Source organism: Asticcacaulis sp. AC460 (genome assembly GCF_000495795.1).
GTDB lineage: Bacteria > Pseudomonadota > Alphaproteobacteria > Caulobacterales > Caulobacteraceae > Asticcacaulis.
The window spans coordinates 128498-140656 of record NZ_AWGD01000008.1; the positions used below are offsets into that span (position 1 = coordinate 128498).

At 61.9% G+C, this 12159-nt stretch carries 13 protein-coding genes and 1 riboswitch; of the genes, 10 read left to right on the forward strand and 3 right to left on the reverse strand.

Translation table 11 applies throughout. The annotated features are described in order from the left end of the window. Positions 1 to 84 precede the first annotated feature (84 nt). The 3 genes from ABAC460_RS29035 to ABAC460_RS29045 all read left to right on the forward strand — a co-directional run bounded on the left by ABAC460_RS29035 (position 85) and on the right by ABAC460_RS29045 (position 2685). Positions 85 to 1347, forward strand: coding sequence for a DUF3422 domain-containing protein (locus ABAC460_RS29035; RefSeq protein ID WP_031236398.1), 1263 nt, complete (start codon positions 85 to 87; stop codon positions 1345 to 1347). A gap of 157 nt (positions 1348 to 1504) precedes the next feature. Continuing rightward, a complete protein-coding gene (locus tag ABAC460_RS29040) occupies positions 1505 to 1909 on the forward strand; it encodes a GFA family protein (protein WP_023452120.1) in 405 nt (134 codons plus the stop codon). Then, positions 1906 to 2685, forward strand: coding sequence for a M12 family metallopeptidase (locus ABAC460_RS29045; RefSeq protein WP_023452121.1), 780 nt, complete (start codon positions 1906 to 1908; stop codon positions 2683 to 2685). Before ABAC460_RS29040 ends, ABAC460_RS29045 begins: the two co-directional genes overlap by 4 nt. 146 nt (positions 2686 to 2831) lie before the next feature. Here the strand turns inward: ABAC460_RS29045 and ABAC460_RS29050 are convergent, their stop codons facing one another. Beyond that, positions 2832 to 3545, reverse strand: a complete 714-nt coding sequence (locus ABAC460_RS29050) for an NlpC/P60 family protein (protein WP_031236399.1) — start codon at positions 3543 to 3545, stop codon at positions 2832 to 2834. 175 nt (positions 3546 to 3720) lie between these two features. Between ABAC460_RS29050 and ABAC460_RS29055 the strand changes: the two genes are divergently transcribed. The 5 genes from ABAC460_RS29055 to ABAC460_RS29075 all read left to right on the forward strand — a co-directional run bounded on the left by ABAC460_RS29055 (position 3721) and on the right by ABAC460_RS29075 (position 7600). Beyond that, positions 3721 to 3954 (forward strand): hypothetical protein, encoded by a 234-nt coding sequence (locus tag ABAC460_RS29055; RefSeq protein ID WP_023452123.1) that lies wholly within the window; start codon positions 3721 to 3723, stop codon positions 3952 to 3954. A 50-nt stretch (positions 3955 to 4004) separates the two neighbouring features. After that, on the forward strand, positions 4005 to 4808 hold the full coding sequence (locus ABAC460_RS29060) for an N-acyl homoserine lactonase family protein (RefSeq protein ID WP_023452124.1): 804 nt from the start codon (positions 4005 to 4007) through the stop codon (positions 4806 to 4808). 81 nt (positions 4809 to 4889) lie between these two features. Beyond that, positions 4890 to 5225 (forward strand): hypothetical protein, encoded by a 336-nt coding sequence (locus ABAC460_RS50715; protein ID WP_235075763.1) that lies wholly within the window; start codon positions 4890 to 4892, stop codon positions 5223 to 5225. Then, positions 5110 to 5418 carry a type VI secretion system tube protein Hcp gene (locus tag ABAC460_RS48840; protein ID WP_235075760.1) on the forward strand — a complete coding sequence of 103 codons (309 nt, stop codon included), beginning with the start codon at positions 5110 to 5112 and terminating at the stop codon, positions 5416 to 5418. The genes ABAC460_RS50715 and ABAC460_RS48840 overlap by 116 nt, the downstream gene beginning before the upstream one ends. 94 nt (positions 5419 to 5512) lie before the next feature. Continuing rightward, positions 5513 to 7600: a catalase gene (locus ABAC460_RS29075; RefSeq protein ID WP_023452127.1), complete on the forward strand. Its 2088-nt coding sequence runs from the start codon at positions 5513 to 5515 to the stop codon at positions 7598 to 7600. Between the two features lie 77 nt (positions 7601 to 7677). Here ABAC460_RS29075 and thiC read toward each other — a convergent pair whose 3' ends face one another. Continuing rightward, positions 7678 to 9519, reverse strand: a complete 1842-nt coding sequence (gene thiC, locus ABAC460_RS29080) for a phosphomethylpyrimidine synthase ThiC (RefSeq protein WP_023452128.1) — start codon at positions 9517 to 9519, stop codon at positions 7678 to 7680. Positions 9520 to 9571: 52 nt separating this feature from the next. After that, a riboswitch (TPP riboswitch) is annotated at positions 9572 to 9687 on the reverse strand. Between the two features lie 41 nt (positions 9688 to 9728). Further along, complete coding sequence (locus tag ABAC460_RS29085) at positions 9729 to 10562, reverse strand: hypothetical protein (protein WP_023452129.1); 834 nt, start codon at positions 10560 to 10562, stop codon at positions 9729 to 9731. Between the two features lie 187 nt (positions 10563 to 10749). Here ABAC460_RS29085 and ABAC460_RS29090 point away from each other — a divergent pair, with 187 nt between their 5' ends. Further along, positions 10750 to 11241 (forward strand): hypothetical protein, encoded by a 492-nt coding sequence (locus ABAC460_RS29090; protein WP_031236401.1) that lies wholly within the window; start codon positions 10750 to 10752, stop codon positions 11239 to 11241. Positions 11242 to 11301: 60 nt separating this feature from the next. Further along, positions 11302 to 12141 carry a TIGR00266 family protein gene (locus ABAC460_RS29095; protein ID WP_023452131.1) on the forward strand — a complete coding sequence of 280 codons (840 nt, stop codon included), beginning with the start codon at positions 11302 to 11304 and terminating at the stop codon, positions 12139 to 12141. The last annotated feature ends 18 nt before the right edge of the window (positions 12142 to 12159 follow it).

Below are 12159 nucleotides of genomic sequence, written 5' to 3' on the forward strand. Positions count from 1 at the left end.
GCAACAGGACACAGGAAGTGACGTTACGGCAGGGCGGTGCGTGGTAAGTTGCGGCAAATCAAAAATATGCCACTCGAGTCCCCCATGTCCCGACCTTCCGACCATCCCTTGCGGGCGTCGCTCAGCGACCTCATGCACGCCCGCGTCATCCCCGTCTTCGCCGCCCCCGCCGTCGTGCGCAGTTGGGTTTATCTGCTCAACGATGAAGAACGCGCCGCCGAGCGGACGTGGATCGACGCATTGGCCGGCGAGCATGGCGCCGAGGGCTGGACGTTGCATGATATCGGCGACACCGGCGGTATGATCTGGGAACGGCATGGCGAGTTTTCGACCTATCTCAAGTTCACCACGGCGGTCGATCAGGATGAGGCGACGCAGAACGGGTTGGGGTTTTGCAGTCTCAAGACGGCGTATTTTCCGTGGCTGAGCGGGGCGCCGGGAAGCGTGTTTCGCAGTGTCGAGATCGCGGTCCTGCCGTATGAGCCCGAGCCGGAGCAGCTCCAGGCATCGATCGATCTGAGCCAGGCGGTGTGTTGCGATGTCTTCGGCGGCAAGGCGCGGATCTGGTCGGACTTCCGCATGCACGAGGGCGGAGCAGGGCGGATCTATGTTCATGACCGGGGTTTGCAGAACGATCAGTTGTCGCGGCTGCTGCAGAACCTGATCGAGATCGGGCATTACCGCAAGCTGGCGCTGCTGGGGTTTCCGGTGGCGCGCGAATTGATGGCCTGGCTGAAAGAGGCCGAGGCGCGGTTGGCGGCGGTGACGTCGGACATGGCCAGCCAGAGCGCGTCGCAGGCGCAGGTGCTGGACCGATTGATGGCCTTGTCGGACGAGGTCGAGCAGCGGGTGAATGCGGTCAGCTTCCGTCAGGGGGCGACGCGGGCCTATGCGCAACTGGCCGAGGACCGGCTGGTATCGTTGCGCGAAAGCCGGGTCGAGGGGTTTTCAACCATGGCCGAGTTCATCGAGCGGCGGTTGCGCCCGGCCATGCGGACCTGCGATGCGGCGGAGCGGCGGCTGGATGAGATTTCGTCGCGTATCGGCCGGGTGAGCGACCTGTTGCGGGCGCGGATTTCGATCTCGCTGGAGGTGCAGAACCAGGATCTGCTGAAGAGCATGGATCTGCGGGCGCGGTTGCAGGTCAAGCTGTCGGGGCTGGTCGAGGGGCTGTCGGTGTTCGCGGTCAGCTATTACGTGTTCAGTCTGTTGAAGTATGTCGTGGATTCGGCGGTGCCGAAGGAGGTGGCGCATTGGCTGTACGCGCCGATGATCGCCGGAATTCTGGCGCTGGCCTGGCTGTTTATCTATCACCGGAAGAAGAAGATCGAGGAACAGGCCGAGTAGCCGCCCTGAACCGGTTACGGGGTGTGGGGTCCGTGGCCCCAAGACTTTTCTTCTTCCTTCCCTATACCGTCGCCCAAGGGGGCGAGGTATAGGGAAGGAAAGAGGGAAGACTGGGGCCTCAGGCCCCAGACCCCATTACTTGTTCAGGGCGAATCCCATGATCCACGAAGGCGGCTGCCTATGCGGCGCGGTGCGCTACCGCATCTCCGGCGAACCTATGGGCAGCATGGTCTGCCATTGCCGCACCTGCCGCAAGGTCTCCGGCGCGCCGGTCATCGCTTGGCTGTCCGTCGCAAGGGAGACCTTCACCCTTGAAGGGCCGACCACAATCTTCAAGTCTTCGCCGAACGTCACACGCACATTCTGCGCTAAATGTGGCACCGGCCTCACCTATGAGCACGCCAACGAACCCGGCGAGGTTGGCGTCACCATCTGTTCGCTGGATGATTCCAACGCTTTCCCGCCGACCCACCATTCCTGGCTCGAGCACGACCTAAACTGGGTGAAGTTCGGTGACGGTCTGCCGAGCTTTCAGCAGTCGCGTTACGGTAATCCGGAATGAAACTCTGGCTTTTGCTGCTCGCGGTTATGTCGCCGGTATCGGCTCAGGCCGGCGCCGTCATGAAGGGCACCAACCCGTGGCCCAACGCCACCGTGCCGTATCAGCTCACCGCCGACATCCTGAAAACCGCCGGCACCACCAGCAAGGACTGCACCGGCTGGGCTAAATGGAAGGCCTCCGCGGCGCAGAAGGCGTGCCGCGCCATGGACGACTGGCACCGCCGGACCGGAGTCCGCTTCGTCGCGCGAGAAGGTCTGGGCAGCGTCCAGATCAAGCTGAATGCCAGCGCCACCACGGCGACCGTCGGCTACATGCCGATCGGCAACCAAGTCAATATCGAGCCCAACGCCAATTACGGCTCTATCCTGCATGAGTTCGGCCATATCCTGGGTTTAATGCACGAACACCAGCGCACCGATCGTGGGACCTATCTGACCTTTGAGCCTTTCCTGCAAGATTATCTCAAGACCTGCGGGTTGGGCCTGACGCCGGTGTGCCTGGATGTGCGCAATGCCTTCCCCAGCCGAGAGACGCGCCTGAGTTCGGACTACGATCCGTGTTCGCTGATGCACTACCTGGCCAAACAGCAGCCGCGCCACAAGGAAGACCCGCGCTGGAGCCGGATATATACGTTGACGGCGAAGGGCAGAGCGGCCGAAACGGCGTGCCTGCCGCAGTTCGCTAAACTGGAAAAGCGCTGCCGCAAGATTGGCCAGAAATGCGCTATTTCGGAGCGTGACGCCTGGACCGTTCGGCGGTTTCACGGGCTGGCGTAAGGGAGCGGGGCGAGGGAAGACCACGGCGGGCCAAATCCCCCACCGTCTCATTTGCTTCCAGCAAATGATCCACCTCCCCGTATAACGGGGAGGTATAGAATTATTTATGTTGCCCAGTCTGACTATGAAGAATTTACCTCCGAAATTCACGCTTCGTAGCGCGACAGGCCGCCCGTCGCGGCGACCTTCACAGGACCGGCGTTGCTTAAGGGTACCGTGGCGGGCCAGCGGATACCGTCCGGCAGGATACGGTCCTTGCGCACCCGCGCCACGCTGACCTTATCCGACTGATTGCCGCCCAAGATGTGGTAGGCGACATCGTCCTCGCCGGCATAGAAGCCGACATGGCCCTTCCAACTGGTCGGCTTTTCACGCCAGAACACCATGACCGCGCCCGGCCGGACCGTGCAAGGCGCGCCAAAGCGGCGCCAGCTCTGGGCACTCAGCGGATTGCCGGGCAGGGGCTCGGTGTTCAGGGTCGAGCTGATGCAATGGGCGACGAACAGACCGCACCAAGCAATGTCGTCGCTTTTGTACGGGATGCCGGCGTCGTCGGCCCATTGCAGAAGCACCGGATTGCTGCCGGGGGAGGTGTCTTCGCGCACCCCCAGAAGCCGGCGGGCTTCCTGGAACCAGATGATGGCGACGTCGTCCAGCGGATCGACCGCCGGCGCCTGGCCGAACAGGGCGGCGCTGGTGACCGGGCCGACCACGCCATCGGGCTGAAGGTTGTTGGCGCGCTGGAACGCCTTGACCGCGGTGTCGGTGCGGCGGCCCCAGACGCCGTCGATATTACCCGGACTGAAGCCCTTGGCCGCCAGAGCTTGCTGAATGGCCATGACGCGCTGCTTTACAGACATCGAATGTCTCCCCGTAATGCCCCGCCACCAGCCCGCTATCCTCTTACCACTTTCGGGGGAATTTCGTGAGGGATTTTTCTACTTAGCGGGGATTATTCATGATGGCTTGACAGGCCGTCGGATCGGGTGAACAAAAGGGGAATTATGGCAGAAGGCCGCTGTATCGTGTTGAGGGATGATCGCCGTGGCCAAACCGTTTTGCGACAAGCTGTTCGATTGCTGCTGGGTGGATTTGCAGGGCTATCCGCGGCCGGAACTGGTCATCCAGAAGCGGTGGAAGCCGAAGATCTTCGCGATCGACGAGTTTCTGTATGATGAGCGCGGGACAGCATTGCCGGTCAATGCCGATGCGCCGGCGATCCTGGTGATCTACAACACGACCGTGTCACCGCGACGACGCGTCGCTTGACGTAAGGTCACTGGTACGGCACGCCTAGGGAAAATCAAACGGAGGATACCATGAAGTCGCTTACGCTCGCTTTGGTGCTTGTCTTGGCATCCGCCGGTTTCGCTCAGGCGCAAACGGCGGAGGTCAAACTGACCCGACTGGATTGCGGCGATATGGGGGAACGCGATGTTGCATGGTTCTCCGATGCCCACAGCTTTGACGGCGTCAAAAAGCCGTTCGTCGCGTCGTGTTACCTCGTCCAGCACGGTAGCGACTATCTGCTGTGGGACGCCGGATTTGGGACCGGCGCCAAAAAGGACGACGGCACGCCGATCGTAACGACCACGGTACTTCAGCAACTGGCGACCGTGGGCGTTGACCCGAAAGCGGTCCGGTTTGTCGGCGTCAGCCATATCCATGGCGACCATACCGGCCAGGCCGGCGATTTTCCGGCAGCCACCTTGCTGTTGGGCAAGGGCGACTGGGACAAGATCAAGGCGGCCAACAAGAGCGATGATCCGCTGGTCCATTGGGTGTCGGGTGGTGGTGCGGCCGAGCCTGTGCCGGGCGACAAGGATGTCTTCGGCGACGGTTCGGTGGTGATGCTCAACATGCCGGGTCATACCGATGGCCATCACAGTCTTCTGGTGAAGTTGAAGACCAAGGGCTATGTGCTGATCACCGGCGACCTGGCGCACTTCCATGAAGCCTATGACGGCAATGAGGTACCGGGTTTCAATACCGATCGGGCCGACAGTCTGGCGTCGCTGGACCGGTTCAAGAAGATGGCCAAAAATCTGAATGCGACAGTGATCATCCAGCATGATCCGCGCGACATCGCCAAGCTGCCGGCCTTCCCGAAGGCGGCGGAGTAGGGACGGGGGCTGTACAGAACGGCGTTGTGCAACGGCAGAGGCCGTGGCAGTCTCAGCGAAACCAGGATGGGAGGACGTAAGATGCGTGTACGGACAGGGGCGTTGGTGATGGCGGCCGGGATGGTTCTGGTGTCGGGGGCAGGGGCGGCGGATGCCGGCTATCTCCAGATCAAGGGCAGCAAGCAGGGCGAGTTCAAGGGCGACGTCCTGGCCAAGGGCAAGGAAAGCTGGAATTCGGTCATTGGGTTTGACTACACGGCGCCCGGCGCCCGGCGCGTCGGCGCGAAGAGTCCAGGCGCCGGTGACCTTTACCTTGCGCTGGACCAAGGCGACGCCGCTGCTGATCAATGCGGCGATCAGCGGAGAAGTGCTCAGCGAGTTCAGGTACAGCAACTGGGTGCCACAGGCGATGGGTAATGGGAATGTTGTCCAGGCCGACACGCTGGAATTTACCGGCGCGAAGATCACCTCGGTTCAGATCCACGATCGCACCGGGCCCAGCGATACGGTCGAACCGGTGGTCGATATCACCATCAGCTACCAGAAGGTGATCATCACCCATGCCGAGGGCGGCATTACGGCGACGGACGACTGGTCGGCGCCGAAATAGGCCGCATGGGGCCTTTATGTCTTTCCATCTTCGACTCATTGCGCTCTTACCGCGCCCTTGACCATGGTCGGCCCACATTTGCGAGGGCACGACCATGGACAAGACATTCGATACCCGTACCGGCAACGGCGGCGAGACCCACCAGCATGTACCTGAGATGGGACAGCACAGCCCTGAAGGCCATCTGACGACCAACCAGGGCATTCGCGTTTCCGATAATCAGAACAGCCTGAAGTCCGGCGCGCGTGGGCCGACGTTATTGGAAGACTTTATCCTGCGTGAAAAGATCTTCCATTTCGATCATGAGCGTATCCCGGAACGTATCGTTCATGCCCGCGGTTCGGCGGCGCATGGCTTTTTTGAGCTGACCGAAAGCCTGGAAGATGTTACCACCGCCGATCTGTTCCAGCGGGTCGGTGAACGCGTGCCGGTGTTTACGCGGTTTTCGACCGTGGCCGGGGGCGCCGGGTCGGTGGATACGCCGCGCGATGTCCGTGGCTTCGCCGTCAAGTTCTATACCCAGGCCGGCAACTGGGACCTGGTCGGCAATAACATCCCTGTCTTCTTTATTCAGGACGCCATCAAGTTCCCCGACCTGGTCCATGCCGTCAAGATGGAGGCCGATAAGGGCTATCCGCAGGCGGCATCGGCGCATGATACCTTCTGGGACTTCGCGTCGCTGATGCCGGAGACAACCCATATGCTGATGTGGGCCATGTCCGACCGGACGATTCCGCGCAGCCTGCGCACCATCGAAGGGTTCGGCGTCCATACCTTCCGTTTTGTCAATGCGGACGGCAAGTCGACCTTCGTCAAGTTCCACTGGAAGCCCAAGCTGGGCCTGCAGTCGCTGGTTTGGGACGAGTCGTTGAAGATCCAGGCGGCCGATAACGATTATCACCGCCGCGACCTGTTCGAAGCGATCGATACCGGCAACTTCCCGGAATGGGAGCTGGGGGTTCAGTTGTTCGATCAGGCGTTTGCGGATGGTTTGCCTTATGATGTGCTGGACGCGACCAAGCTGATCCCAGAAGAGGTGGTGCCGATAAGGATCGTGGGGCGCATGGTGCTGGACCGCAATCCCGATAACTTCTTCGCCGAGACGGAGCAGGTGGCCTATTGCCCGGCCAACATCGTGCCGGGGATCGACTTCAGCAACGACCCGCTGTTGCAGGGGCGGCTGTTCTCCTATCTCGACACGCAGTTGAAGCGGCTGGGGAGCACCAACTTCCATCAGTTGCCGATCAATGCGCCGAAGTGTCCGGTGATGAACTTCCAGCGCGACGGCCATATGCAGATGATGGTGCCGAAAGGGCGGGCGAACTACGAGCCGAATTCGCTGGGCGAGAACGGCGAGGCCGGCGGGCCGCGCGAATGTCCGGTGACCGGATTCAACAGCGTTGCGGCGGCGGATGGCGCCGAGGAGCAGGGCGACAAGCTGCGGGTGCGGCCGGAGCTGTTTGCCGATCATTACTCGCAGGCGCGGCTGTTCTGGCTGTCGCAGACGGAGTCGGAACAGGCGCATATCGCGTCGTCGTTCGTGTTCGAGCTTTCGAAGGTCGGGATTGCGACCGTGCAGGCGCGGATGGTGGCCAACCTGCGCAATGTCGATGACGGTCTGGCGCAGCGGGTGGCGGATGGGTTGAACATTCCGCTGCCGGGCAAGAACCCCGCCGCGCGTGAGGTGGTAGACCTGCCGCCTTCGGATGCTTTGTCGATCCAGAAGAACGCCAAGCCTATGTTGGAAGGGCGGCAGTTTGGGGTGCTGATTGCCGACGGTTCCGATGCGGCGGCTGTGGCGAAGGTGAAGAAGGCGATTGTCGATGCCGGCGGCAAGGCGGTCATTGTCGCGCCCAAAGTCGGCGGCGCCACGCTGTCAGACGGCAAGGTGATGAAGGCGGATGGCCAGTTGGCTGGATCGCCGTCACAGCTGTATGACGGCGTGGCGGTGGTGCTGTCGGAGGATGGGACGAAGGCGTTGTTGAAGGAGAGCGCTGCGGTGGAATGGGTCAGCAATGCCTTTGTCCATCTCAAGGCGATCGGCCATACCACGGAAAGCCATCCACTGTTGGCTAAGGCCGGCGTCGAGCATGATGCGGGCGTGGTGTTGCTGGACGATTTCGTTGCGGCGGCAGGGACGCGGTATTTCGACCGGGAACCGAATGTGAGGATGCTGGCTTAAGTAAGATACCCCTCCACCCCTTCGGGGTCCCCCTCCCCACTTCGTAGGGAGGAGGGCGTTTGGACATTCTACAGCGTCTATTCTGCGGGCGTCTTGACGTCGATCTCGCTGCCCAGTTCCTTGAACTTGTGCGACATCTCGGCCATGCCGGCGTCGATATCCGCCCGCTCGTTGTCAGTCATGTTGGCGGCGAATTCGCGCACCTCCTGGCTGATCTTCATGGAACAGAATTTCGGCCCGCACATCGAGCAGAAGTGCGCCGTCTTATGCGCCTCCTTGGGCAGGGTCTCATCGTGGAAGGCGCGCGCCGTCTCCGGATCTAGCCCTAAGTTGAACTGGTCCTCCCAGCGGAATTCGAAGCGGGCGCGGCTCATGGCGTCGTCCCACATCCGCGCGCCCGGATGGCCCTTGGCCAGGTCGGCGGCGTGGGCGGCGATCTTATAGGCGATCACCCCGTCCTTGACGTCCTTGCGGTCGGGCAGCCCCAAGTGCTCCTTAGGCGTGACGTAGCAGAGCATGGCCGTGCCGTACCAGCCGATCATGGCGGCGCCGATGGCCGAGGTGATGTGGTCGTAGCCCGGCGCGATGTCGGTGGTCAGTGGCCCAAGCGTATAGAAGGGAGCTTCGCCGCAGGTCTTGAGCTGCTTGTCCATATTGGCCTTGATCTTGTGCATCGGCACGTGGCCGGGGCCTTCGATCATGACCTGGACGTTCTTCTTCCAGGCGATCTGGGTCAGTTCGCCCAGGGTCTCCAGTTCGGCGAACTGGGCGGCGTCGTTGGCGTCGGCGATCGAGCCGGGGCGCAGCCCGTCGCCTAGCGAGAACGAGACGTCATAGGCGCGCATGATGTCGCAGATCTCGTCGAAGTGGGTGTAGAGGAAGTTTTCCTTGTGGTGGGCCAGGCACCACTTGGCCATGATCGAGCCGCCACGCGAGACGATGCCGGTGACGCGCTTGGCGGTCAGGTGGATATAGGCCAGGCGGACACCGGCGTGGATGGTGAAGTAGTCGACGCCCTGTTGCGCCTGTTCGATCAGGGTGTCGCGGTAGATTTCCCAGGTCAGGTCCTCGGCGACGCCGTTGACCTTTTCCAGAGCCTGGTAGATCGGCACGGTACCGATGGGGGCGGGGGAATTGCGGATGATCCATTCTCGGATGTTGTGGATGTTGCGGCCGGTCGACAGGTCCATGACGTTGTCGGCGCCCCAGCGGATGGCCCAGACCATCTTTTCGACCTCTTCCTCCATCGAGGAGGTGACCGCCGAATTGCCGATGTTCGCGTTGATCTTGACCAGGAAGTTGCGGCCGATGATCATCGGTTCGACTTCCGGGTGGTTGATGTTGGCCGGGATGATGGCGCGGCCGCGGGCGACTTCGTCACGGACGAATTCCGGGGTGATGAAGTCGGGGATTTCGGCGCCGAAGTCTTCGCCGTCGCGGATGACCTCGGCGTCCCGAGCGCGGCGCAGGTTTTCGCGGATGGCGATGTATTCCATCTCGGGCGTGACGATGCCGCGGCGGGCGTATTCCAATTGGGTGACCGACTGGCCGTCCTTGGCGCGGAGCACCTTGGGGAGGTTGGGGAACTGTGGGGCCAGCTTGCCGGCGGAGACGTTACCGTTGTCTTCGGGTTTGACTTCGCGGGCGACGATCTCTTCGACGTCGCCGCGTTGACGTATCCAGGAATCGCGAAGTCTGGGGAGACCTTTCGAGATATCCGGAATAAATCCGGCTTCGGTGTAGGGGCCCGACGAATCGTAAATGGTCAGGGGCGCTTCGTTGGCGGAGGCGTGGACACAGACCTCGCGGAACGGCACGCGGATGTCGGGGTGGAGCGTGCCCGGTTGGTAGACCTTATGCGAGCCCGGAATGGGGGAATGTTCGACGGTGATCGGCTTGTGATCGAACGGCTTGTTCATATGAAATCCTTTCAAAAGAAAGGATCATGCGCGTAGATTGCGGGCGCTCTGTAAGACAGCGTATCCAACTCCCTTCGCCGGCATGACCCGGATCAGGTTCGGCGGGTTCAAGGCACTGTCGCCTCGTCTCAGCCCGCCTCAAACGCGCGGACACCCCGGTGAACTACCCTGGACTCATAAAGATATGGGCGAAGGGGTCAATATGAATCTCAGGGGGCGGGGCTAAAGGCGTGGGCGCCGATCAGCACACGCTGGTCAGCCTGAACGTTCACTGTGCCGACAAGCGTACGCCCCAACTTCGGCGTACTGAAGAAGCACGATAGCCGACCGTCCTGGATCTCGATAAGAAGGCCGAGATCCGTCAACGATTTTGCGTCCAGCGGATAGGTCGCCTGCATAAGGCCTTCGTCCGGTTCGTCGCCCGACTCGCGGCGAGCGAGGACTGCGGCCGGTTTGCCGTTCAGCTGGGCAGCGCCGCAGAATACATAGTGCTGGTTATCCTGCCAGGCGAGAATGCCAGCCCGGTCGCCGTCCTGTTGTGGCGAGTAGATGACGCGGGTGGTGTAGTTTGCGCGCGGCCAGGCCTGTTTTATGCCGGTGAAGCTCGGGTTTGCGCCTTCGACGCCGGGGCTCTGCGCGGTGGCTTTGAGGCGGACGATGCGGCGTTTTCCTATGCTGCCGTCGGGGTACGTCAGATCCAGGTCCTGAACCGTGAGGAAGGTCTCAGGCGCGCCGATGGATTGCCAGGTGGCGGCATAATCGTCTTCGGCGCCGTACACGCTGACGAGTCGAGCCTTATTTACACCGGCAGCGGAGTCTTGGGCCGAAAACCGGGCACCATGTTCTTCGTAGGTGATGTTGTAGAAGACGGCTTCGCCGGGCACCGGTGATACCGCGTCCGTGATCTTGGGGCTGTCATCCCCCTGGAGGGAGGGCGGGAAGGCGACAAGCGGTGCAAGGACAGGGGCGACGACCGCAGCCGTACATCCGGACAGGGTTGCCGCGCTGAGCGTGAGCAGAAGCAGTCTTTTGAATGTCATCATAATCCCCCCAGTTAATTGGGGCTGTATAGCAGATTATGGGGGAGAAGTCCCGCCTTCGCTGCGATCTGACCATCGGATTGGCCGACGGGCCTTCCGGCACGTTTCCGGTCTTGACGCTTCCTTAAGCTTGCGAGCTCAAACTTATCCACAGTCTTTCCCAGGGCGTTTGGCGCCACCGAGGTAAACCATGCCTGCCCGACACACTTCGCGGCCGGTCGACGAAATGGACCTGCATCTCAAGGTCGGTGCCTACGACGAATACCACCACGCTCATGGCTATGCCCGCCCGCGCGAAAAACACCATTGGTACTGGTTCGCCGGCATCGCCGTTGCGATTTGCCTCACCGCCGTCGTCGCTGGGATCTACACCCTCTACGATCGCGCCATGGCGCCGATGTGCAGCCGAAGTGACAGCAAGACCAAGGCGTCGCCCGACGGCGCTTATGTTCTGGAATCCGTCCTCGTCACCTGTGCCGGCGCCGTGCCCAACCGCCGCGTCCTGGTCTACGCACCAGGCAGCCCCGGCAATGTCCCGGCCTTGGCCAGTTTCGACGAGGCGGCTTTTGTTCGTATCCGCTGGGACGGCGACAACTCGGTCGTCCTCACAAAGTCCGGTGGCCGGGTGTGGAGCTTCCGTCCCCATTATCGCGACATCCGCGTGCATTATGTGACCGAGTAGGGCCTTTATTTTGCCGTGCCGCACGCTACATCTTCCCTGAACCATCCAAGGAGGATTCGCATGTTCGGCTCATCTGTTCCCACGACGCATCATCACCGCAGTTCCGGTGTCGCCGACGATATCGACTTCGAGATCAAGGGCCAGGAACTGCAGTTCGTCGAAATCGAGCTTGATCCGGGCGAAAGCGCCATCGCCGAAGCCGGCGCCATGGTGTGGAAGGATGCCTCCATCGGTATGACCACCGTCTTTGGCGACGGTTCCGGCCAGCAGGGGGGCGGGTTTATGGGCGCGCTATTGGGCGCCGGCAAGCGGTTGATCACCGGCGAATCCTTGTTCACCACCGTGTTCACCCATAACGGCCACGGCAAGGCGCGCGTCGCCTTTTCCGCGCCTGTGCCCGGCGCCATCGTGCCGCTCAAACTGTCGGATCTCGGCGGGCGGTTGATCTGCCAGAAGGATGCTTTCCTGGCCGCGGCGAAGGGCGTGTCGCTGGGGATCGCTTTCCAGAAGCGCATCATGACCGGGCTGTTCGGCGGCGAAGGCTTCATCATGCAGAAGCTGGAAGGTGACGGCTGGGTGTTCGTCCAGTTCGGCGGCATGGTGGTCGAGCGTGAACTGAAGCATGGCGAAGTGCTGCACGTCGATACCGGCTGCGTTGCCGCCTTCACCGATACGGTCGATTTCGACCTGGTCCAGGCCGGCGGCATCAAGTCGATGCTGTTCGCCGGTGAAGGGGTGTTCTTTGCCCAACTCACCGGGCCGGGCAAGGTGTGGATCCAGTCGCTGCCGTTCTCACGCTTGGCCGGACGGATCGCGGCGGTGGCCGGCGGCACCGGACCCAATCGCGGCGAAGGCTCGGTCCTGGGCGGGCTGGGCGACCTAATCGGCGGAAACCGGTAAAGTTGCGTCCGGCCAGAC

Coding starts and splice junctions, on each gene's coding strand:
- ABAC460_RS29090 (WP_031236401.1), top strand. CDS start 10,750: ATGCCTGCCCGACACACTTCGCGGCCGGTCGACGAAATGGACCTGCAT.
- ABAC460_RS29055 (WP_023452123.1), top strand. CDS start 3,721: ATGATCGCCGTGGCCAAACCGTTTTGCGACAAGCTGTTCGATTGCTGC.
- ABAC460_RS50715 (WP_235075763.1), top strand. CDS start 4,890: ATGCGTGTACGGACAGGGGCGTTGGTGATGGCGGCCGGGATGGTTCTG.
- ABAC460_RS29075 (WP_023452127.1), top strand. CDS start 5,513: ATGGACAAGACATTCGATACCCGTACCGGCAACGGCGGCGAGACCCAC.
- ABAC460_RS29060 (WP_023452124.1), top strand. CDS start 4,005: ATGAAGTCGCTTACGCTCGCTTTGGTGCTTGTCTTGGCATCCGCCGGT.
- ABAC460_RS29095 (WP_023452131.1), top strand. CDS start 11,302: ATGTTCGGCTCATCTGTTCCCACGACGCATCATCACCGCAGTTCCGGT.
- thiC (WP_023452128.1), bottom strand. CDS start 9,519: ATGAACAAGCCGTTCGATCACAAGCCGATCACCGTCGAACATTCCCCC.
- ABAC460_RS29035 (WP_031236398.1), top strand. CDS start 85: ATGTCCCGACCTTCCGACCATCCCTTGCGGGCGTCGCTCAGCGACCTC.
- ABAC460_RS29085 (WP_023452129.1), bottom strand. CDS start 10,562: ATGATGACATTCAAAAGACTGCTTCTGCTCACGCTCAGCGCGGCAACC.
- ABAC460_RS29050 (WP_031236399.1), bottom strand. CDS start 3,545: ATGTCTGTAAAGCAGCGCGTCATGGCCATTCAGCAAGCTCTGGCGGCC.
- ABAC460_RS29040 (WP_023452120.1), top strand. CDS start 1,505: ATGATCCACGAAGGCGGCTGCCTATGCGGCGCGGTGCGCTACCGCATC.
- ABAC460_RS29045 (WP_023452121.1), top strand. CDS start 1,906: ATGAAACTCTGGCTTTTGCTGCTCGCGGTTATGTCGCCGGTATCGGCT.